Source organism: Actinomadura roseirufa (assembly GCF_900659635.1).
Classification (GTDB): domain Bacteria; phylum Actinomycetota; class Actinomycetes; order Streptosporangiales; family Streptosporangiaceae; genus Spirillospora; species Spirillospora roseirufa.
This window is the reverse complement of record NZ_CAACVB010000152.1, coordinates 1-19,745: the sequence shown is the minus strand read 5'-3', so window position 1 is coordinate 19,745 and position 19,745 is coordinate 1. Positions and strand designations below refer to the sequence as shown.

Here is a 19,745-nt window from a genome sequence, read left to right as displayed (position 1 = left end):
GGCCCCCGCCGGCGCGGCGGTGCCGCGGGCGTTCGCGCCGGAGGCCGCGCGCGGCTGGAGGCTGGTCGGCGCCGAGTCCTTCGACCGGCGCCCGGACGGCGCGAAGGCGCCCTGGAGGCCCGACGGCGACGGCCCGTCCAGCCCCTACGACGTCGACATGTACGACAACGACGGCGCCTATTTCGACACCGTCGGCGGCCCGGCGTTCCGCGCGCAGCTCGCGAGGACGCGGACCTACCGCCGGTCGTTCGCCTTCGGCGCCCGCGGCTGGCTCACCGCCGAGCTGGCCGCCCGCGACGTCGACGGCGACGGCAGGCCCGACGCGCCTCCCAGCCTGACCTCGCGGAACGGCGTCGCGATACTGCGCGAGCCGAACCACCGGGCGGGAGCGGTCATCCGGTCCACGAGGCCGCTTCCCGCCGAGTACCGGGTGGAGGTCACGCTGCGCGGGCTCGACTTCGGGGGAAAGCGCGGCGGCTCCTGGGACTACCCGGACGGCCGGGTCAACGGCTACTCGCCGCTCGGCTGCAAGACCGCCTTCCCCTGGGCGGCCGGCGGGGACTTCTCCCGTCCCGAGTGCCGATGGGACGACGTCCGCACCGACTCCAACGGCTTCTACTACATGGCGATCATGGATTACGAGCGGGTCGCGCCGCACAACAACGTCTTCATCCACGGGCACCGCAAAGTGGCCATGGACGGCTACAACCGCTACAAGTACACGGGCTCGGGCCTGCGGTACTGCAACCCGGCCACCCGCCGGTACGAGCCGTACGCCGCGGGCAGCGGGAACGGGGTCAACGCCATCTTCATGACCGACGACCGCCGCTATCCCGCGATGCCCGGAACCGAGTACCTCATGCCGAGCGAGTGCGGCCTCGCCAAGGGCGGCGCGATCGTCTCGGCGGTCGACCTGAGGCCCGAAGCGCTGCCGGACGAGCCCTACCGGTTCGCGGTCGAGCGGCGGGACGGGGCGTACACGATGGAGATGTCCGGGAACTTCGCCCACGTGGGGCGCGCGACCTTCCGGTATACGCGCGCCTTCGTCCAGGACGGGGAACCGATCTGGCACTACAACCGGCGGCCGGAGGAGTACGACGGACGGTACAACGCCGACTGGACGTGGAAGGGGCCGGGCGGCACGCTCGTCGACCGCGACACCTGGCCCGCCGGGTCCGCCTACCCCGACACCTTCATGATCGGTGACCCGCACATGAACTTCTACGAGGGCGAGGCGAAGCTGGACGACATCCGCCTGTACGTGCCCGCCCGCCCGCGCGGCGCGGCTAGTGGAACGCCTGCTCGCCGGTGAGCGCGCGGCCGATGACCAGCGCGTGCACCTCGGAGGTCCCCTCGTAGGTCAGGACCGACTCCAGGTTGTTCGCGTGCCGGATCACCGGATATTCGAGCGTGATGCCGTTGGCGCCGAGCAGGGTCCGGCACGTCCGGGCGATGGCGAGGGCCTCGCGGACGTTGTTCAGCTTGCCGAGGCTGACCTGCTCGGGCGTGAGGGCCCCGGCCTCCTTGAGGCGGCCGAGGTGGACGGCCAGCAGCAGCCCCTTGCCGAGCTCCAGCGCCATGTCCGCGAGCTTCTGCTGGGTGAGCTGGAACGAGGCCAGCGGGCGATCGAACACGCGCCGCTCGCGCACGTAGTCCAGGGTCGTCTCCAGGCAGTCCAGCGCGGCGCCGAGGGCGCCGAAGACGATCCCGAAGCGGGCCTCGTTCAGGCAGCTCAGCGGCCCGGAGAGGCCGCGGGCTCCGGGCAGCTCGGCCGTCGCGGGCAGCCGCACCCCGTCCAGGACCAGCTCGCTGGTCACGCCGGCCCGCAGTGAGAGCTTGCGCCCGATGTCGCGGGCCTGGAAGCCGGGCGTCCCGGCAGGGACGAGGAAGCCGCGGATCCCGCCGTCGGTGCGCGCCCAGACGACGGCGACGTCGGCGACCGAGCCGTTCGTGATCCACGTCTTGGTGCCCGACAGGACCCAGTCCGCGCCGTCGGAGCGGGCCCTGGTCCGCATCCCGGCCGGGTCCGAGCCGAAGTCGGGCTCGGTGAGGCCGAAGCAGCCGACGGCCTCGCCGCGCGCCATCGCGGGCAGCCACTCCCGTTTCTGCTCCTCCGAGCCGTGCTTCCAGATCGCGAACATGGCGAGGGACCCCTGCACCGAGACGAGGCTGCGCAGCCCGGAGTCGGCCGCCTCCAGTTCGAGGCAGGCCAGCCCGTAGGCGACGGCGCCGGTTCCCGCGCAGCCGTAGCCGTCCAGGTGCATGCCGAGCAGCCCGGCGTCGCCGAGCCTGCGGGAGATCTCCCGCGCGGGGACGGCGCCCCGCTCGAACCACTCGGCCACGTGGGGGCGCAGCTCCGCGTCGCAGATCCGCCGGACGGTGCGGCGGATCTCGCGCTCTTCCTCGGTGAGGAGCCCGTCGAAGGCGATCAGGGCGGACGGATGGACGGGCGGCTGCTGTGCGGTGGTCGTCATGGCCGTTCTCTTCCCCGCACGACCTTTCCGGGCACCCTCGCCCCCGCGCCTCCGCGCCTCCGCGTCGCCGGGCCGCGGCTCCGCGGCGGCGGCGCCCGCTCGCTCTCGTCCCCGGGCTGATCAGAGCCTCGGACCCGCGGAGGACGGGCGCTGGACTTGCGGAGGACGAAGACTGGAACCTACGGAGTAGGAGGTGTGGGTCCTGCGGAGGAGGTGCGCCGTGCGAGAGCGGGGATAGGTTCCTCGGAACGGTCCAAAAGGCATGTCACGGGGGCAGGATGACGAAGAGCGTTCCGGGGCGCGCGCCCGCGCCCACGCTCACCGATCCATGTGCCGAGCGGGAGCCCGCGGGCGGGCGGCTGTTCATGGACATGATCTTCACGGGGCCGCCGGGACCGCCGCCGCCCGGCACCGAGATCGTCACCGACGGGCTCGGCTCCGCACCGGGCGGCGTCGCGCACATCGCGGCGGCGATGAGCCGGCCCGGCCTGAGGGGCGGCCTGCGGGCCGGTCTCGCCACGCCGTTCGGCGAGGCGGGAGAGGTGCCCGGGTCCGTCCCGGCGGACTGCGCCTTCGTCATCCCCTTCATCCCGGACGCGGCGGACGACGCCGTCGTGTGGGCCCGGCCCACGCCCCGCGAGCGGTGACGGCCCGTCCCGCGGCCGGGGGGTCACCCCGCGCCGGCGCGGTACTCCTGCGGGCTGACGCCGCGCTCCCGTTTGAACGCGGTGCTCAGCGCGAACGCGTTGCCGTAGCCGACCTGCCGGGCCACCGCGTCCAGCGTGGCGTCGCTCTCGCGCAGCAGGTCGGCGGCCTGGGCGAGGCGGACGCCGGTCAGGTACGCCATGGGCGGCTCGCCGACCAGCTTCCCGAACCGCTGCGCGAGCGCCGCCCGCGAGACGCCGACCCGCGCGGCCAGGCCGGCGACGGTCCAGGGATGCGACAGGTCCTCGTGCAGCAGCCGCAGCGCCGGGCCGACGACGGCGTCGCCGTGGGCCCGGTACCAGCCGGGCCGCTCGGCGCCGGGCCGGGAGAACCAGGCGCGCAACGTCCCGATGAGCAGCAGGTCGAGCAGCCTGTCCAGGACGACCTCCTGCCCCGGCTCGTCCTTGACGATCTCCTCGGCGAGCAGGCCGATCAGCGGCGACCGCCACGTGTCGCCGCGCAGGATCGCGAGCGGGGGCAGCGCGGCCAGCAGCCGCTGAGTGACGGCGCCGCGCATCTGGTAGGTGCCGATCAGCATCACCGCCGAGCCGTCCGGGTCGTTCCCCCAGGTCCGCACGCCGAGGTCCATCGCCTCCGACACGCTCGTGCCGTCGGGGGTGGTGCACACCTGCCCGGGATGGATGACGATCTGCGGCTCGGTCGCCGGGCCGTCGGCCACCGTGTACGGGTCGGGACCCCGGCAGATCACCATGTCGCCGGGCCGGACGCACCGGGGCCCGCCGTCGTCGGGGGTGATCCACGCCTCGTCCCGCACCATCGCGACGAGGGTCAGCGGCGCCTCGTCCTGGATCCGGACGGACCAGGGCGGGTTCAGGGCCGAGCGGATCATGAAGGCCCCCCGTGCCCGGGGGCCGTCGAGCAGGTCGGTGAGCGCGTCCATGGAGGTCAGCGTAGACGCTCGCGTATGTGGACCAGCTTCTCAACGATGGTCGCTGGATCGGTCCGACGGTTGACTTGAGGGCATGACGAACAACGAGGACACCACCGTGAACGACAGCGTGAGCACCGCCGGCGCGGACCCGGGCCTGACCCTCGTCCTCGGCGGGACGGGCAAGACCGGCCGCCGCGTGGTCGAGCGGCTCGAGGCGCTGGACGTGCCGGTGCGCATGGGATCCCGCTCGGCCGAGCCCGCGTTCGACTGGGAGGACGAGACCACGTGGGCGCCGGTCCTGCGGGACGTCGAGGCGGTCTACCTGGTCTACTACCCGGACCTCGCGGTACCGCAGGCGCCCGCGGCCATCACCGCGTTCACCGCCGCGGCCTCCGCCGCCGGGGTCCGCCGCGTGGTCCTGCTGTCGGGCCGGGGCGAGGACGAGGCCCAGGCGTGCGAGCGGATCGTCCAGGACTCGGGCCTGGAGTGGACGGTCGTCCGCGCCAGCTGGTTCGCGCAGAACTTCAGCGAGGACTACCTGCTGGACCCGGTGCGGGAGGGCGAGGTCGTCCTGCCCGCGGGTGACGTCCCCGAGCCGTTCGTGGACGCCGACGACATCGCCGACGTGGCGGTCGCGGCGCTCACCGGCGGCCACGCCGGGCAGGTCTACGAGGTGACCGGGCCGCGCGCGCTCACCTTCGCCGAGGCGGCGGCCGAGATCGGCGGCGCGGCCGGGCGGGAGATCGTCTACATCCCGGTGGGCATGGACGACTACGCCGCCGCGCTGCGCGAGCACGGCCTGCCCGGCGAGGTCGTGGACCTGCTGACCTACCTGTTCACCACCGTCCTGGACGGGCGGAACTCCGCTCCCGCCGACGGTGTCCGGCGCGCCCTCGGCCGTGAGCCCCGGGACTTCGCCGACTACGCGAAGGAGGCCGCCGCCAGCGGCATCTGGACGGTCTGACCCACTCGGGGCGGCCCACCGGGGCCGCCCCGGCACCCCCCCATCGCAAGGCGGGCCACACGCCCGGTCAAGAGAAGGATCCGATGATGAAGTTCTCCCTTTCGGTCGCCTCGGCGGCCCTGTCCATCCTGATGGCCGCCGGCATGGCGGGCACGTTCTTCGGTTTCTCCACCGGCGTCATGCCGGGCCTGAACGCCGCCAAGCCGGGCTCGGCGATCGACGCCATGCAGGCCATCAACCAGAAGATCCAGAACCCGGTGTTCGTCGGGATGTTCATGCTCGTGCCGGTCATCGCGGTGGTCGCCGGGATCCTGCTGCTGACCCTCGACCAGAAGCCCGCGGCGCTGCTGTTCTTCGCGGCGGCGGCCGTCTACTTCATCGGCGCGCTGGTGCCGAGCTTCGCGGTGAACATCCCGATGAACAACGACCTGGACGCGGTGAAGATCCCCGCCGACGCCCACCGGGCCGCGGAGATCTGGTCGGACTACAGCGGCCGCTGGACGGCCTGGAACACCGTCCGCGCCCTGTTCAGCTGGGTGAGCCTGCTTCTGATGAGCGCCGGCGCGTACTTCTGGGGCAAGAACGCCTGACCGCCCGTGTCCGCCGCCACGCCCCGCCGTGCTGGACGACCACGCCAACGGAGAACGGCCCGCGCTCCCATCGAGAGCCGGGCCGTTCCCCTTGTGGCGGGCGGCGATCCCACCAGGCCGAACCCCTACGGCGACCCCTACCTTCACCCCATTTCCCGATCGGCCGCGACGGAGCCGGGCGGGCGCCCCCGGCCGCGCCCGGGCCCGAAAGACGAGGTGGCGGGGCCCACCGCGGGTCCAGCGCGCCGCGACCGGTCCTTGACCGGCCCCCGCGACGGCCCCGGACGCCGCCGTCCGGACGACCGGTTCGAGATCGAAGCGGCTTACGATCTGTGGATGAGCGGTCTCTATGGCATCAGCGACCTGCACGTGGGCTTCCCGGACAACCGTTCGTTCGTCGAGGGACTGCGGCCCGCCTCCGAGGGCGACTGGCTGATCGTGGCGGGCGACGTCGCCGAGCGCTTCGCCGAGGTCGAGTGGACGCTGCGGACGCTCGCCGGGCGCTTCGCCAAGGTCATCTGGGTGCCCGGCAACCACGAGCTCTGGACCGTCAAGGACGACCCGGTCGCCCTGCGCGGCGAGGCGCGCTACCGCCACCTCGTCGATATGTGCCGGAGTTTGGGCGTGCTCACCCCCGAGGACCCGTTTCCAGTGTGGGAGGGCGACGGCGGTCCCGTGACGATCGCGCCACTGTTCGTCCTCTACGACTACACGTTCCGCCCGAAGGGCGCCTCCACCAAGGAGGAGGCGCTGAAGATAGCCCACGAGGCGGGCGTGGTCTGCACCGACGAGGTCTACCTTTTCCCCGACCCCCACCCGTCCCGTGACGCCTGGTGCGACGCGCGGATCGCCTACACCGAGCAGCGCCTGGCAGACCTGCCCGCGGGGACCCGCACCGTCCTGGTGAACCACTGGCCGCTGATCCGCGAACCCACCGACATCCTGTGGTTCCCGGAGTTCGCGCAATGGTGCGGCACCGAGCGCACGGCCGACTGGCACGTCCGCTACGACGCGGTCACGGTGGTGTACGGCCATCTCCACATCCCGCGGACGATCTGGAGCGACGGGGTCCCGCACGTCGAGGTGTCGGTGGGCTACCCGCGCGAGTGGCGCAGGCGCGGCGAGGGACCCAAGGGCCCCCGCCTGGTCCTGCCCGCCCCGGAGCCGTCGTGATCGAGCGGATCCTGCCGGCGGGCGTCGCGACGTCCGCCGCCTACGACGACCCGCCCGGCGCCGTGCTCCTCGCGGAGGAGGAGCCCGCCGTCGCGCGGGCCGTGGACAAGCGGCGCCGGGAGTTCACCACCGTCCGCTGGTGCGCCCGCCGCGCCCTCGCCGACCTCGGCCTGCCGCCCGTGCCGATCGTCCCGGGGGAGCGGGGCGCGCCGCGATGGCCGGACGGCGTCGTCGGCAGCATGACGCACTGCGACGGCTACCGCGCGGCGGCCGTCGCCAGGGCCGGCGACATCGCCGCCCTCGGCATCGACGCCGAACCCCACGGACCGCTCCCGGAGGGCGTCCTGGAGGCGATCGCCCGCGAGGAGGAACTGCCGCTGCTCGCCGAGCTCGCCCGCACGTCCCCCGAGACCCACTGGGACAGGCTGCTCTTCTGCGCCAAGGAGGCCGTCTACAAGGCGTGGTTCCCGGTGACGCGCCGCTGGCTCGGTTTCGAGGACGCCACGCTCGTCCTCGGCCCGGACGGCACGTTCACCGCCGGGATCCTCGTCGCCGACACCCCGTTCGAGACGTTCACCGGCCGCTGGACCGCGGCCGACGGCCTCATCACCACCGCGATCTCCGTGCCGCGCTGACCGCAACCCCGGCTGTGTCTACTGCAATCCCGGCCCAAGGGCTCGCCTGGCGGCTCGCTCCTTGACCGGGCTCGTGCGAGCGCGAATCGCTTCGCGATCTTCCCGGCGGGGCTCGCCTCCGGCGTCGCCCCGCCGGTCAGGTCACGCGCCCGCGCGACGGCCGAGGTCCACATATTGAGCAGGCGCCAGGGGTTTGTCCCTCAGGACGCCCGGCTCACTCCGGGGACCGCGCCGGCGGCGGCGAGGGACAGGAGGCGGTCGGCGGTGCCCGGGTCCTGCTCGGTGGCGATCGCGATCGCGCCCGCGAGCGTCAGGACGTCCAGGAAGCCGACTCCGGCGGGCACGTCGCCGCTCGCCTGAGCGCGTGCGAACAGGGCCTCGCCCGCGGCCCGCATCGTCCCGCACGACGTCGGCGGGTCCGCGCCCTCGTCCCGCAGCGTGATCAGTGCCGAGGCCGCCATGCCGCGGAACCCGGTGACGTGCGAGACGAACGCGCGCAGCCACTCCATCAGCGCCTCGCCGGGATCCGGTGCCCCCGCCAGCTCCTGGGCGCGGGTGCCGAGGTCGTCGTAGACGTCGGCGAGAAGGGCCTCCACGAGATCCCGGCGGGTGGGGAAATGGCGGTAGAGCGTCCCGATCCCGACGCCCGCCAGCCGCGCGACGCCCTCCAGGGACGCGCCGGCCCCGTCGCGCAGGAACATCTCCCGGGCCGCGGCGAGCAGCCGCGCGCGGTTGCGTCGCACGTCGGCGCGCTCGGGGCGGGCGGGGGCCCGCGGCGTGTCGTCGCTGGTCACCTGGTTCTCCGGTTCTTCCTCGCGGCGGGCTGCGGCGCGGCGGGACCCTGCGGAGCCGCCGCTTTGGAACGGTCCCTCGATCCTAGTCCGGACCGCCGGCGCACCAGGCGAAAGCCCCACCATGGACGTCACCAGACGTCCGCGGCAGGTCCGGCGACAACGGGTGGACGACGCCGGGACGACACGGCCCGCCGGCTGACCGAGCGGCGACGGCGCCACCCGGACTCGACCTTGATCTCCCTCTCGCCCACGGCCGGCGATGCTGTGGTTGGAGGCCGAGCCGCCTTTCCGGGGGATCGGCGATGCCTATCTGGCGGCCATCGAATCGGGGGCCGGGTTCTATCTCGTGATCAACGCGGGGCGACGGAGCTGGGGCGGCCTCTGGTATCGCTTCACCCGGCCGGTGGCGTCCCTGGGGGCGCGCCCTCGGCACGTCTGCCCCGAACACCGACCCGAACCCGCGGGGACGTGAGCGGCGGACGGGTGAGCGCGGCCCGTTCGGGATGAGCCGTGGAGGCGCTGGGCCGAGGTTCGCCGCCCGGTCAGGTGGGGCGGGTCAGGCGCTTGCCGGCGGTGACGCCGACCGCGAGGAAGAGTTCGATCAGGACCAGCAGGAACGGCAGCGGGTTGTCCGCGTCGACGCGGGTGCCGGGCATGGCCAGGAGGAGGGCGGCGCCCGTCGCCGCGGCGATGGGGAGCATCAGGAGCCACCAGCGGCGCAGCCAGGTGCCCAAGGCCGTCGCGAGGACCGCGACCAGGAACAGGCTCATGTCCATGAGGGTCTTACTGCCGATGCCCGGACACAAGCCGAGACCGGTGTCCGTTGCAGGTCACCGGTCGACCAGGTCTCGCCCTCCGCGCCGGGGCCCCCGCGGACGGCTGTCGGCGGCGGGCCCCGGGCGGTGGGCGGTCAGGAGCCGCCGGGCGATATGGGGAGGTAGACCCTGCCGCCGGAGTCCCGGAACTCGCCCGCCTTCTCCCTCATGCCCGCGTCGATGGCCTCGGCGTCGTCCAGGCCGTGCTCGTCGGCGTAGCGGCGGACGTCACGGGTGATCTTCATGGAGCAGAAGTGCGGGCCGCACATCGAGCAGAAGTGCGCGGTCTTGGCCGGCGCGGCGGGCAGTGTCGCGTCGTGGAAGGCGCGGGCGGTGTCCGGGTCGAGGGAGAGGTTGAACTGGTCCTCCCAGCGGAAGTCGAACCGCGCGTCCGACAGCGCGTCGTCCCACGCCTGCGCGCCCGGATGACCCTTGGCCAGGTCGGCGGCGTGCGCCGCGATCTTGTAGGCGATCACGCCCGCCTTCACGTCGTCGCGGTCCGGCAGGCCGAGGTGCTCCTTGGGGGTGACGTAGCAGAGCATCGCCGTCCCGTACCAGCCGATCATCGCCGCGCCGATCGCCGAGGTGATGTGGTCGTAGCCGGGCGCGATGTCGGTGGTCAGCGGCCCCAGCGTGTAGAAGGGCGCGTCGTCGCACCACTCCCGCTGCAGGTCGACGTTCTCCTTGATCTTGTGCATCGGGACGTGGCCGGGGCCCTCGTTCATCACCTGGTTGCCGAACTCCGCCGCGATCCGCGTCAGCTCGCCCTGCGTGCGCAGTTCCGCGAACTGCGCCTCGTCGTTGGCGTCCGCGATCGAGCCGGGGCGCAGCCCGTCGCCGAGGGACCAGGTGACGTCGTAGGCGGCGAAGATCTCGCACAGCTCCCGGAACCGGGTGTAGAGGAAGTTCTCCTCGTGGTGCGCCAGGCACCACGCCGCCATGATCGACCCGCCGCGCGACACGATGCCGGTCTTGCGGCGCGCCGTCAGCGGCACGTACCGCAGCAGGACCCCGGCGTGGACGGTCATGTAGTCGACGCCCTGCTCCGCCTGCTCGATGACGGTGTCGCGGAAGACGTCGAAGCTCAGCTCCGCCGGGTCGCCGCCGACCTTCTCCAGGGCCTGGTACAGCGGAACGGTCCCGACCGGGACCGGCGAGTTCCGCAGGATCCACTCCCGCGTGGTGTGGATGTCCCGCCCCGTGGACAGGTCCATGATCGTGTCGGCGCCCCAGCGGGTCGCCCACGTCATCTTCTCCACCTCGTCCTCGATCGAGGACGCCACGGCGGAGTTGCCGATGTTGGCGTTCACCTTCACCAGGAAGTTCCGGCCGATGATCATCGGTTCGATCTCGGGGTGGTTGACGTTCGCCGGGAGCACGGCGCGGCCCGCCGCCAGCTCGTCCCGGACGAACTCCGGCGGCACGCCCTCGCGCAGCGCCACGAACTCCATCTCGGACGTGATCTCCCCCCGCCGCGCGTAGGCGCGCTGGGTCACCGCCCCGCCCACGGCCCGCCGGGGGCGGCGCTCGGGGAACGCCGCCCCGCCGCGCAGCGGGTCCCCGGAGCGGCGCCCGTCGTCCTCGGGGCGGGCGGTCCGCCCCTCGTACGGCGCGGTGTCGCCGCGCTCGGCGATCCACGCGTCCCGCAGCGCGGGCAGGCCCCGCCGGACGTCCGCCTCGTACGCCGGGTCGGTGTACGGCCCGGACGTGTCGTACAGGACGACGGCGTCGCCGGTGGTCAGCGGCACCTCGCGCATGGGCACGCGCAGGTCGGGCCGCGAACCCTGGAGGTACGTCTTGCGGGCAGGTGAAAACACGGTTTCGGTCATGACGACTCGATCTCTCCCTACGCCGGCATTACCCGGTCAGGTTCCAGCGGTCAGCGGCCGTCCCAGCCGCTATCTCAGCCCGGTTCGCCGGGCCCCCGCGATCTGTCGTCCACGACGTTAACCCGCTCCACCCCGCTTGCCGCAACCGGCTCCGATGGGGTAAAGCCCCTGCCCGGACCGCGATGGGGCGCGCCGGAGCGGGCAGGGGGAGGGGGACGGAGTGAGCGCATGGTCGAGCCGGAGGCGTGGGGGCCGGGCGGCGCGGCGCGGCTCATCGAGGACCTCATCCGCGAGCTTGAGGCCGGTGGGCTGCTGACCGCCGAGTCGTCCCGCGCGGCGCTGCGCGCGGTGCCGCGCCACCTCTTCGTGCCCCCGGTCGCGCTGGCCGTCCCGCAGGACGGGGGGCCGGGCCGCCGCATCGACCGCTCGGCGGACCCGGCCGGCTGGTGGCGGGCCGCCTACGAGGACCTGCCGATCGTCACGCAGGCCGGCGACGGGGCGGCCGGCCCCGCGGCGGGGCCGGGCACGGCGTCCTCGTCGCTCTCGGCGCCGGGCGTCGCCGTCGCGTTCCTGGAGATGCTCGGCGTCCTCGAACACGACGGCGTCCTCGACATCGGGACCGGCACCGGCTGGACGGCGGCGCTGATCGCGGACCGGCCCGGCGTCCGCGTCACCTCCGTCGAGATCGACCCGGACCTGAGCGCGCGGGCGGCGGCGAACCTCCGCGCGGCCGGCCGCGCGGCCGCGATCGAGCTGGTCACCGGCGACGGCGCGGCGGGCGTCCCCGGCCGCGCCCCGTTCGACGCGGTCCACGCCGCCTGCGGGGTCGCCGCGGTGCCGTACGCGTGGATCGAGCAGACGCGCCCCGGCGGCACGATCGTCCTCCCCTGGATGCCCTGGTACCAGGGCGGGCACCGCGCCCGGCTCACCGTCCTGCCGGACCGGACCGCGGTCGGGACGTTCACCGGCGGCTGCGGCTACATGCGCCTGCGCTCCGAGCGCCGGGACGGCCCGCCCGCCCCGGCGGGCCCGCTCCGCCGGACGGCGGCCCGCGTCGACCCCCGCCGCGTCTTCCAGACCTCCCCCGGCGCGGACGTCGCCGTCGCCGGAGCCCTTCCCGGCCTCCACGCCACGCACCGGACCATGTGGGACGGCGCGGTCATCGCGCGGCTCTGGACCTCCGACAGCGGCGCCCAGGTGACCACGGACCCCGGAGGCTCCGCCCTCGTCCAGCAGTACGGTCCCCGCGACCTGTGGGACGAGGTGCTCGACGCCTTTTTCCGCTGGGTCTCATGGGGAAGCCCGCCGCGCGGCCGTTTCGGTATGACGGTCACGCCGGACGGGCAGCGAATATGGTGCGGCGGGCCGGACCATATGGTGTGAAAACTGCTTTCCGGGAATGGCGCGTCCCGCCGGGGGAACCGGCGGGACGCGCATATCCGGGCGGGGGTCCGCGCCGATCAGACCTGCTTGACGGTGGGCTTGGCCTTGCTCCCGGCGGTCTCGAACTTGAGCTGGGTCTTGTTGCTCACGACCGACTTGTCGGCCGAGCCGCCGCCCTGCACGACGACGCGGACGCTGACCGGGGTGCCCTTCTCAGGCGCCACCGTGAACGTCTTGGTCTGGCCCTTGCGGATGCCGTCGAGGCACCGGGCCTCAAGGTTGTCGCCGACGCACACCGTCGCCGTGTAATTGCCCTTCTGGGCGACCTTCACGGTGACCTTGGCGGGCGCGGCGGCGGCGCCGGCCGACGAGGCCATGCCCAGCCCGATCATCCCGGCGGTGGCGGCCACGGTGGCGGCGGTGGCGATGCGGCGGGCGGAGAACGTGTTCGCGGACATTTCTGCTCCCTGGTCTCTGGTGAGGAGGAGACCGCGGTCTCGTCGCGGCCTCCGTACGACCAGGGGTACGGGACCGGCGGCCGATCGGGTTCAGTTCTCAATCGCCTACTTTGACGATTACCAGTCCCTATCAATGAGATGAGCCAAAGGACGCCCGAAAACGGCCCCGCCGTCGCGAACGCGGCGGCGGAGGAGGCGATCGGCCGCCCGGCCGGGGCCGGTGCCGGATGCGGGAGACGAGCGGCGTCGGGGAAGATGGGCGCGTGGTGATCGTGCCCCGCGCGGGCGTGCAGCGCAGAGACGTCCCGCCGGTCGTGGCGCTGGCGGTGGTGGCGGCCGCCGTGGCCGTGAAGTGGCCCGGCGTGCGGCCCCTGGACGTGCCGGGCGCCGTGCTGCTGGCCGGGGCGCACGTTCCGCTGCTCCTGCTGCGGCGGTGGCCGGGAGGGGCGCTGCTGGCACTGGTGGCGCTGGCGGTGACCTACCACCTGGCGCAGTACCAGCATCACGCGCTCGTGCCCGCCGAGGTCATCGCGCTCTTCGGGTACGCGGTGCTCGGCTGGCGGGTGCGGATCGTGCTGAGCATCGCCGGCGCGCTGCTCACGACGTGCGTGATCGGGATGGCGATGCGCGCGGGCGGCGGCAGCGTCCGGGAGCAGATCGCGGTGATCGAGGCGGTCGTCGCGATCGTCATCGCCGTGCAGGTGTGGCGGAGCCACCGGACGCGGGTCGCCGCGATCACCGAGCGGGCGGAGCGGGCCGAGCGCACCCGGGAGGAGGAGGCCCGGCGGCGGGTCGCCGAGGAGCGGCTGCGGATCGCGCGCGACCTGCACGACCTCCTCGCGCACAGCATCACCGTGATCGGGGTGCAGGCCGGCGCGGCGGCGCACCTGGTGCGCGGCGACCGGCCGCTCGACCGGGCGGAGCTCGGCGACGCGCTCGCCTCGATCGCGGCCACGTGCCGGGACGCCCGCACCGAGCTGCGCGGCACCCTCCAGGTGCTGCGGGGGACCGACGTCGAGCCCGCGCCGGAGAGCCTTCCCGGGCCGGACGCGATTCCCGAGCTGGTCAGGGCGGCGCGGGCGGCGGGCCTCGCGGTGACGTTCGACGGGCCCGGCGCGGGGCCGCTGCCGCCGGAGGTGGGGGTGGCGGCGTACCGGATCGTCCAGGAGGCCCTGACCAACGTCGTGAAGCACGCGGCGGCGCGGACCGCCGAGGTGAGCCTGGAGCGGCGCGGCGGCGAGCTCGTGGTGCGGGTCGCCGACGACGGCCGCGGCCCCGCGGGCGCGACGCCGGGGGGATTCGGCGTGCTCGGCATGATCGAGCGGGCGCGCAGCGTCGGCGGCGTGCTCGACGCGGGCCCGGCGCCGGGGCACGGATTCGTCGTCACGGCGTCGCTGCCGCTCGCCGACGCGCCGCGCGGCGCCGGGACCACCGGTGCCGTCAGCCCGTAGCGGCCTCCTGGGCCTGGAGATAGAGCAGGCCGCACAGGGTCGAGCCCGAGCCGATCTCGCCGCGCGCGGCGAGATCGAGGGCGGCCGACAGCGGTACCCACGCGATCCGCTCGGCCTCGACGTCGGTGGGCTCGCCGACCCGCTCGGCGCCGTCCGCGCGGAAGATGTGATGGACGCCGTCGTGCACGCCGGGGGACGCCCGCACCTCCAGGAGGGGCCGCAGGGGGCCGGCGCGGTAACCGGTCTCCTCCACCACCTCGCGGGCGGCGGCCTCGGCGGGATCCTCGCCGTCCTCGACCCGCCCGCCCGGGATCTCCCACCCCCACCTGTCGGTGATGAAACGGTGGCGCCAGATCAGCAGCACCCGGCCCCGGCCGTCCACCGCGATCACACCCGCGGCGGGCCGCACCCGCACGAGGTGGTGGTCGAAGCGCCGCCCGTCCGGGAGTTCGACATCGGCGAGCCTCACGTTCATCCAGGGACTGTCGTAGATCGATCGTTCCCCGTGCACCGTCCATCGCATGGCTGGACGCTATCGGGGGCTTTCAAACCCTTACCGTTAGGGTCAGGATCAAGGGGAGTGGGGAGGCGAGGCGCCGTTGAGTGCTGAGGTAGGCAGGACGTCCGGGCAGGATCGCGTCCTGACTGTGCCGAACGTCCTGAGCCTGGCGAGGCTGGCCGGCGTGCCGCTGTTCCTGTGGCTGGTGCTGGTCGAGGCGGACTGGTGGGCGCTCGGCGTCCTGGTGTTCGCCGGCCTGTCCGACTGGCTCGACGGGAAGCTGGCGCGCGCGCTGAACCAGACCAGCAGGCTCGGGATGGTGCTGGACCCCGCGGCGGACCGGCTCTACATCTTCGCCACGCTCGTCGGGCTCACGATCCGCGACATCATCCCGCTGTGGCTGGTGGCGCTGCTGGTCGCCCGGGAGGTCGCGATCACGCCGATCGCGCCGATGGTCCGGCGGCTGGGGTACGGCGGGACGCTGCCGGTGCACTTCACCGGCAAGGCCGCCACGCTCTGCCTGCTGTACGCGTTCCCGCTGCTGCTGCTGGGCGACCATGACGGCGGCGCGGCGACCGCGGCGAAGGTCATCGGATGGTCCTTCGCCATCTGGGGGACGGCCCTGTACTGGTGGGCGGCGGTCCTCTACTGGGCGCAGACGCGGCAACTGGTGCTGGCCGGCCGCGGCTCGCCCCCGGCGCGCGCGCCGGGCCCGCCGGGCGCCCGGCCCGGCGCGGATCCGTCGGCCGGCGACCAGAAGGGAGCTGAGACCCCCCGATGAAGGCCGTCGTGATGGCGGGCGGCGAGGGGACGCGGCTGCGTCCGATGACCGCCAACCAGCCCAAGCCCCTGCTTCCGCTCGTCAACCGGCCGATCATGGAGCACGTGCTCCGGCTGCTCAAGCGGCACGGGTTCAGCGAGACCGTCGTCACCGTGCAGTTCCTCGCGGCGCTCATCCGCAACTACTTCGGGGACGGCGAGGAGCTCGGCATGTCGCTGAGCTACGCCACCGAGGAGATCCCGCTCGGCACCGCCGGCAGCGTCAAGAACGCCGAGGAGGCGCTGCGCGACGACCGGTTCCTGGTGATCTCCGGGGACGCGCTCACCGACATCGACCTGACCGACATGGTCGCCTTCCACGAGCGCAACGGGGCCCTGGTCACCATCGGGCTCAAACGGGTCCCGAACCCGCTGGAGTTCGGGATCATCATCGTGGACGACGAGTGCCGCGTGCGGCGCTTCCTGGAGAAGCCCACGTGGGGGCAGGTGTTCTCCGACACGGTCAACACCGGCATCTACGTGATGGAGCCGGAGGTCCTCGACCACGTGACGGCGGGCGAGGTCGTCGACTGGTCCGGTGACGTGTTCCCCAGGCTCCTCGCGGAGGGCGCGCCCCTGTTCGGCTACGTCGCCGACTGCTACTGGGAGGACGTCGGCACCCACGAGAGCTACCTCAAGGCGCAGGCCGACATGCTGTCGGGGCAGGTCGGGATCGACCTCGGCGGGTTCGAGATGTCCCCCGGCGTGTGGGTCGCGGAGGGGGCCGAGGTGGACGCGGAGGCCGTCCTGAAGGGCCCGCTGTACATCGGCGACTACGCCAAGGTCGAAGCCGGGGTGGAACTGCGCGAGTACACGGTGCTCGGCAGCAACGTGGTGGTGAAGGAGGGCGCGTTCCTGCACCGCGCGATCGTCCACGACAACGTGTTCGTGGCGCCGTCGACGAGCCTGCGCGGATGCGTCGTCGGCAAGAACACCGACGTCATGGCGGGCGCCCGCGTCGAGGAGGGCGCGATCGTCGGCGACGAGTGCGTGATCGAGGCGGAGGCGTACGTCTCCAGCGGCGTCAAGGTGTACCCGTTCAAGACGATCGAGGCGGGCGCCGTCGTCAACACCAGCGTGATCTGGGAGTCGCGCGGGCAGCGCAACCTGTTCGGCCCGCGCGGCGTGTCCGGGCTGGTCAACGTGGAGATCACGCCGGAGCTCGCGGTGCGGCTGGCCAGCGCGTACGCGACCACGCTGAAGAAGGGCACGACGGTCGTCACCGGGCGCGACGTGTCCCGCGCCGCCCGGACGCTGAAGCGGGCGGTGATCAGCGCGCTGACGGCCAGTGCGATCAACGTCCTGGACCTGGAGGCGACCCCGCTGACGGTCGCCCGGTTCGAGACGGGGCGGGCCGACTCGGCGGGCGGCATCTACATCCGCACCACGCTGGGCGAGCCGCAGGGCGTCGACATCGTCTTCCTCGACCCGGACGGCGCCGACCTGTCCCAGGCGGCGCAGCGCAAGCTGGAGCGCGTCTTCGGCCGCCAGGAGTACCGGCGGGCCTTCCCGGGGGAGATCGCCGAGCTGACCTACCCGCCGCGGGTCGTGGAGACCTACACCCGCGAGCTGCTCCGCCGGGTCGACATCAGCGGCGTCCGCGAGGCCGGGCTGAAGATCGTCGTGGACAACGCGGGCGGGACCGCGTCGCTGGTGCTGCCCAACCTGCTCGGCAAGGTCGGCGTTGAGGTCCTGGCCCGCAACAACGGCCTGGACGAGGCCAATCCCACCGACACGCTCGCCGAGCGGATGCGGGACCTGGAGCGGCTCGGCGAGCTGGTGTCGTCGTCGCGCGCCGCGTTCGGCGTCCGCTTCGACCCGGTGGGGGAGCGGATCTCCCTGGTGGACGAGAACGGCGAGCACGTCGGCGACGATCGCGCCCTGCTGGTGATGCTGGACCTCGTCGCCGCCGAGCGGCGCGGCGGGCGGGTGGCGCTCCCGGTGACCACGACGCGGGTCGCCGAGCAGGTCTGCCGCTTCCACGGCGTCCAGGTCGAGTGGACGTCCACCTCGCAGGACGTGCTCACCAAGGCCGCCGCCCGGCCCGACGTGATCTTCGCCGGGGACGGCCGGGGCGGGTTCCTCATGCCGGAGTTCAGCGGCACCGTCGACGGGATCGCGGCGTTCGTCCGGCTCATCGGGCTCGTCGCGCGGACCAGGCTGACCCTCTCCCAGATCGACCGCCGCATCCCCGACGCGCACCTGCTGCGCCGCTCCGTCCCCACGCCGTGGGCGGCCAAGGGCGGCGTGATGCGGCACGTCGTGGAGGCCGCGGCGGGCCGCGCGGTCGACACCACCGACGGCGTCCGCGTGGTGGAGGACGACGGCCGCTGGGTGCTCGTGCTGCCCGACCCCGCCGAGGCGGTCACGCACCTGTGGGCCGAGGGCCCGGACGCCGACACCGCGCAGGAACTCCTGGAGGAATGGGCCCTCGTGGTCGAGCGGGCCGGCCCCTAACAGCGCTCGCGGGGCGGGAGGCCGTCCATGGCGGGCTCCCGGTCGCGGTAGGCCGACTCCAGGAAGGTCACCAGGCGCTCCAGGTCCGCCATGTTGGACATGAGGCCGAGTGAGGCCCGGACGGCTCCGCCGGTCGGCAGGCCGAGCAGATCCAGATAGCCGTCGAGCGTGCCGCCGGCCGAGCCCAGGTCACGGCCCGTGTCACGGCCCGTGACCTGGGCCCGGATGAGCGCGGCCAGCCGAGGCGAGGCCCGCCGCAGCGTCCGCTCGGAGACCCCGAACGCGCCCTCGCCCGCGCCGGGGTTGCAGAAGCAGCCGGTGCGGACGCAGATCCCGGCGGCGGCGGTGTCGCGGGCGACGGCGCGCTCGTCGACGACCCGGCCGCGCCGGTCCAGGACGTTGAAGGCCACGGTGCCGCCGCGCCCGGCCGTCCCGGCGGGCCCGTACAGCAGCACGAGGGGCGACCCGTCGGCGTGCCGCAGCGCGGCGAGGCGGCGCAGGAGCGACGACGTCAGGAGCGACACCCGGCGGTGGATCAGGTCCATGCCGATCGCCTTGATCCAGTCCAGGCCGAACTCCACGTCGGGGATGGACAGGAAGTCGAGCGTGCCGTCCTCGAACGCGGTCTCGTCGCCGGCGAGGACGTGCCAGCCGCCGAGCGCGCTGGCCGCCCGGATCGTCCCGCCCGCGAACCAGGGGCGGCGCAGCCGGGCGAGCGCCTCCCGCCGGGCGACGAGCGCGCCGACGCCGGTCGGGTAGCCGAACACCTTGTACCAGCTCACCGGGACGAAGTCGGGATGGGTCGCGCTCAGGTCCAGGGGGTTGGCGGGCGCGAACGCCGCCGCGTCCAGCAGCACGTCGTAGCCGTGCTCGTGCGCGGCGGCGACCCACTCCAGGGGATGCTGGACGCCCGTGAAGTTGCTCTGCGCCGGATAGGCGAGCAGGCCGCGCCCGCGGCCGAGCGCCGCGCGGACCTCCCCGTCCCCGACCCGCAGGTCCGGCCCCCGCACCGGCAGCTGGACGACGCGGGCGCCGCGCGCCTTCGCGAACTCCCGGATCCCGTTCACCGAGTTGTGGTTGTCCCCGGTCAGGACGAGCCGGGAGCCGCGCCCGAACGGGTACGCCTCGCCGACCAGCCGGCACGCGGCGGTGGCGTTGGCCGTGAAGACCACCGCGTACTCGCCGGGGTCGGCGTTGAAGAACGCCAGGACCGCCGCCCGCGCGCTCTCCACGAGGTCGGTGGACGCCCGGGACGCCGGGCTCTCCGAGTGGGGGTTGCCGTAGAGCCGGCCGCTCAGCCGCCGCTGGTGCGCCGCGAACTGGGACAGGGCGGCCACGCCCGAGCCGGTGTAGTCGAGGTAGACCTGCCCGTCCGCGTCCAGGTGGGGGTACTCGGCCGCGCGCAGCTCGTCCAGGCGGCGGGTCGCGGCGTACTCCGGAGGCGCCGCGTGCTCTGGTGAAACGCCCATCGTGCACCCCCGAGCGTGGTGTGTCGCTTTACTGCCTCAGATCACCTTCAGTGTTCCTCGCGGACGGGCCCATCGGGCGGCCGAACGGAGGGCCGGTCCCCTTAGGTACGGTCCAAAACCGGGGTCCGCGCGGCCCAACGCGGGCCCGGTCAGTCGACGGGAACGTCGTCGGGGGTTCCGGCCGCCAGCTCCGCGAGGACGGTGAGGGCGCCGGCCAGCGCCTCCGGGGCGGGGGAGGCGAGGCCGAAGCGGACGGCGCGGGGCGCGGCCGCCGGCCCGGCGACGAACGCGGCGGCGGGCGTGACGGCGATGCCGCGCCGCGCGGCGGCCGCGACGAA

At 73.7% G+C, this 19,745-nt stretch carries 18 protein-coding genes, 1 pseudogene and 1 riboswitch; of the genes and pseudogenes, 10 read left to right on the top strand and 9 right to left on the bottom strand.

The features are described from left to right. A partial coding sequence (locus E1291_RS42270) for a hypothetical protein (protein WP_165495300.1) occupies window positions 1–1,312 on the top strand: 1,312 nt, incomplete at its 5' end. On the opposite strand, the gene E1291_RS27035 is transcribed toward E1291_RS42270, so the two are convergent. After that, window positions 1,287–2,474 carry an acyl-CoA dehydrogenase family protein gene (locus E1291_RS27035; protein ID WP_131740900.1) on the bottom strand — a complete coding sequence of 396 codons (1,188 nt, stop codon included), beginning with the start codon at window positions 2,472–2,474 and terminating at the stop codon, window positions 1,287–1,289. The two genes, E1291_RS42270 and E1291_RS27035, sit on opposite strands and share 26 nt — an antisense overlap. 278 nt (window positions 2,475–2,752) lie before the next feature. Between E1291_RS27035 and E1291_RS27030 the strand changes: the two genes are divergently transcribed. After that, on the top strand, window positions 2,753–3,121 hold the full coding sequence (locus E1291_RS27030; protein ID WP_242614397.1) for a hypothetical protein: 369 nt from the start codon (window positions 2,753–2,755) through the stop codon (window positions 3,119–3,121). Window positions 3,122–3,144: 23 nt separating this feature from the next. Here the strand turns inward: E1291_RS27030 and E1291_RS27025 are convergent, their stop codons facing one another. Continuing rightward, window positions 3,145–4,080 (bottom strand): AraC family transcriptional regulator, encoded by a 936-nt coding sequence (locus E1291_RS27025; RefSeq protein WP_131740899.1) that lies wholly within the window; start codon window positions 4,078–4,080, stop codon window positions 3,145–3,147. 82 nt (window positions 4,081–4,162) lie between these two features. Here E1291_RS27025 and E1291_RS27020 point away from each other — a divergent pair, with 82 nt between their 5' ends. The 4 genes from E1291_RS27020 (at window position 4,163) to E1291_RS27005 (ending at window position 7,433) form a co-directional block, all read left to right on the top strand. Then, the gene (locus tag E1291_RS27020; RefSeq protein WP_131740898.1) at window positions 4,163–5,035 is read left to right on the top strand and encodes an NAD(P)H-binding protein; all 873 of its coding nucleotides are present in this window, start codon (window positions 4,163–4,165) and stop codon (window positions 5,033–5,035) included. An 86-nt stretch (window positions 5,036–5,121) separates the two neighbouring features. Beyond that, on the top strand, window positions 5,122–5,625 hold the full coding sequence (locus tag E1291_RS27015; RefSeq protein WP_131740897.1) for an anthrone oxygenase family protein: 504 nt from the start codon (window positions 5,122–5,124) through the stop codon (window positions 5,623–5,625). Between the two features lie 336 nt (window positions 5,626–5,961). Then, window positions 5,962–6,798, top strand: coding sequence for a metallophosphoesterase family protein (locus E1291_RS27010; RefSeq protein ID WP_131740896.1), 837 nt, complete (start codon window positions 5,962–5,964; stop codon window positions 6,796–6,798). After that, a complete protein-coding gene (locus tag E1291_RS27005) occupies window positions 6,795–7,433 on the top strand; it encodes a 4'-phosphopantetheinyl transferase family protein (protein WP_131740895.1) in 639 nt (212 codons plus the stop codon). The genes E1291_RS27010 and E1291_RS27005 overlap by 4 nt, the downstream gene beginning before the upstream one ends. 200 nt (window positions 7,434–7,633) lie before the next feature. Here E1291_RS27005 and E1291_RS27000 read toward each other — a convergent pair whose 3' ends face one another. The 3 genes from E1291_RS27000 to thiC form a co-directional block, all read right to left on the bottom strand. Next, window positions 7,634–8,227 (bottom strand): TetR/AcrR family transcriptional regulator, encoded by a 594-nt coding sequence (locus E1291_RS27000; protein WP_242614396.1) that lies wholly within the window; start codon window positions 8,225–8,227, stop codon window positions 7,634–7,636. A gap of 542 nt (window positions 8,228–8,769) precedes the next feature. Further along, on the bottom strand, window positions 8,770–8,997 hold the full coding sequence (locus tag E1291_RS26995) for a hypothetical protein (protein WP_131740893.1): 228 nt from the start codon (window positions 8,995–8,997) through the stop codon (window positions 8,770–8,772). Window positions 8,998–9,137: 140 nt separating this feature from the next. Then, complete coding sequence (thiC, locus tag E1291_RS26990) at window positions 9,138–10,871, bottom strand: phosphomethylpyrimidine synthase ThiC (protein WP_131740892.1); 1,734 nt, start codon at window positions 10,869–10,871, stop codon at window positions 9,138–9,140. Continuing rightward, window positions 10,867–10,980: riboswitch (TPP riboswitch) on the bottom strand. Its footprint overlaps the gene before it by 5 nt. 119 nt (window positions 10,981–11,099) lie before the next feature. Between thiC and E1291_RS26985 the strand changes: the two genes are divergently transcribed. Further along, the gene (locus E1291_RS26985) at window positions 11,100–12,254 is read left to right on the top strand and encodes a methyltransferase domain-containing protein (RefSeq protein ID WP_131740891.1); all 1,155 of its coding nucleotides are present in this window, start codon (window positions 11,100–11,102) and stop codon (window positions 12,252–12,254) included. A gap of 77 nt (window positions 12,255–12,331) precedes the next feature. On the opposite strand, the gene E1291_RS26980 is transcribed toward E1291_RS26985, so the two are convergent. Further along, a complete protein-coding gene (locus E1291_RS26980) occupies window positions 12,332–12,712 on the bottom strand; it encodes a hypothetical protein (protein ID WP_165495299.1) in 381 nt (126 codons plus the stop codon). Between the two features lie 263 nt (window positions 12,713–12,975). Here E1291_RS26980 and E1291_RS26975 point away from each other — a divergent pair, with 263 nt between their 5' ends. Continuing rightward, window positions 12,976–14,163: a sensor histidine kinase gene (locus E1291_RS26975; RefSeq protein ID WP_165495298.1), complete on the top strand. Its 1,188-nt coding sequence runs from the start codon at window positions 12,976–12,978 to the stop codon at window positions 14,161–14,163. On the opposite strand, the gene E1291_RS26970 is transcribed toward E1291_RS26975, so the two are convergent. Further along, on the bottom strand, window positions 14,153–14,686 hold the full coding sequence (locus tag E1291_RS26970; protein ID WP_131740888.1) for an NUDIX hydrolase: 534 nt from the start codon (window positions 14,684–14,686) through the stop codon (window positions 14,153–14,155). The genes E1291_RS26975 and E1291_RS26970 overlap by 11 nt on opposite strands. Window positions 14,687–14,810: 124 nt before the next feature. Here E1291_RS26970 and clsA point away from each other — a divergent pair, with 124 nt between their 5' ends. After that, the gene (gene clsA, locus E1291_RS26965) at window positions 14,811–15,443 is read left to right on the top strand and encodes a cardiolipin synthase ClsA (RefSeq protein ID WP_242614395.1); all 633 of its coding nucleotides are present in this window, start codon (window positions 14,811–14,813) and stop codon (window positions 15,441–15,443) included. Next, window positions 15,440–17,938: a mannose-1-phosphate guanyltransferase gene (locus tag E1291_RS26960; protein WP_131740886.1), complete on the top strand. Its 2,499-nt coding sequence runs from the start codon at window positions 15,440–15,442 to the stop codon at window positions 17,936–17,938. The genes clsA and E1291_RS26960 overlap by 4 nt, the downstream gene beginning before the upstream one ends. Here the strand turns inward: E1291_RS26960 and E1291_RS26955 are convergent. Next, window positions 17,935–19,407: an aminotransferase class V-fold PLP-dependent enzyme gene (locus tag E1291_RS26955; RefSeq protein ID WP_131740885.1), complete on the bottom strand. Its 1,473-nt coding sequence runs from the start codon at window positions 19,405–19,407 to the stop codon at window positions 17,935–17,937. The genes E1291_RS26960 and E1291_RS26955 overlap by 4 nt on opposite strands. Before the next feature lie 149 nt (window positions 19,408–19,556). Beyond that, window positions 19,557–19,745: pseudogene (locus E1291_RS42265) on the bottom strand (PLP-dependent aminotransferase family protein); the annotation flags it as partial.

What these genes read in the sequence shown, in the direction of transcription:
- E1291_RS26970 (WP_131740888.1), bottom strand. Translation starts at nt 14,686, where the DNA reads ATGCGATGGACGGTGCACGGGGAACGATCGATCTACGACAGTCCCTGG.
- thiC (WP_131740892.1), bottom strand. Translation starts at nt 10,871, where the DNA reads ATGACCGAAACCGTGTTTTCACCTGCCCGCAAGACGTACCTCCAGGGT.
- E1291_RS27015 (WP_131740897.1), top strand. Translation starts at nt 5,122, where the DNA reads ATGAAGTTCTCCCTTTCGGTCGCCTCGGCGGCCCTGTCCATCCTGATG.
- E1291_RS26980 (WP_165495299.1), bottom strand. Translation starts at nt 12,712, where the DNA reads ATGTCCGCGAACACGTTCTCCGCCCGCCGCATCGCCACCGCCGCCACC.
- E1291_RS27035 (WP_131740900.1), bottom strand. Translation starts at nt 2,474, where the DNA reads ATGACGACCACCGCACAGCAGCCGCCCGTCCATCCGTCCGCCCTGATC.
- E1291_RS27025 (WP_131740899.1), bottom strand. Translation starts at nt 4,080, where the DNA reads ATGGACGCGCTCACCGACCTGCTCGACGGCCCCCGGGCACGGGGGGCC.
- E1291_RS26960 (WP_131740886.1), top strand. Translation starts at nt 15,440, where the DNA reads ATGAAGGCCGTCGTGATGGCGGGCGGCGAGGGGACGCGGCTGCGTCCG.
- E1291_RS27030 (WP_242614397.1), top strand. Translation starts at nt 2,753, where the DNA reads ATGACGAAGAGCGTTCCGGGGCGCGCGCCCGCGCCCACGCTCACCGAT.
- E1291_RS27020 (WP_131740898.1), top strand. Translation starts at nt 4,163, where the DNA reads ATGACGAACAACGAGGACACCACCGTGAACGACAGCGTGAGCACCGCC.
- E1291_RS26995 (WP_131740893.1), bottom strand. Translation starts at nt 8,997, where the DNA reads ATGAGCCTGTTCCTGGTCGCGGTCCTCGCGACGGCCTTGGGCACCTGG.
- E1291_RS26955 (WP_131740885.1), bottom strand. Translation starts at nt 19,407, where the DNA reads ATGGGCGTTTCACCAGAGCACGCGGCGCCTCCGGAGTACGCCGCGACC.
- E1291_RS27010 (WP_131740896.1), top strand. Translation starts at nt 5,962, where the DNA reads ATGAGCGGTCTCTATGGCATCAGCGACCTGCACGTGGGCTTCCCGGAC.
- E1291_RS26985 (WP_131740891.1), top strand. Translation starts at nt 11,100, where the DNA reads ATGGTCGAGCCGGAGGCGTGGGGGCCGGGCGGCGCGGCGCGGCTCATC.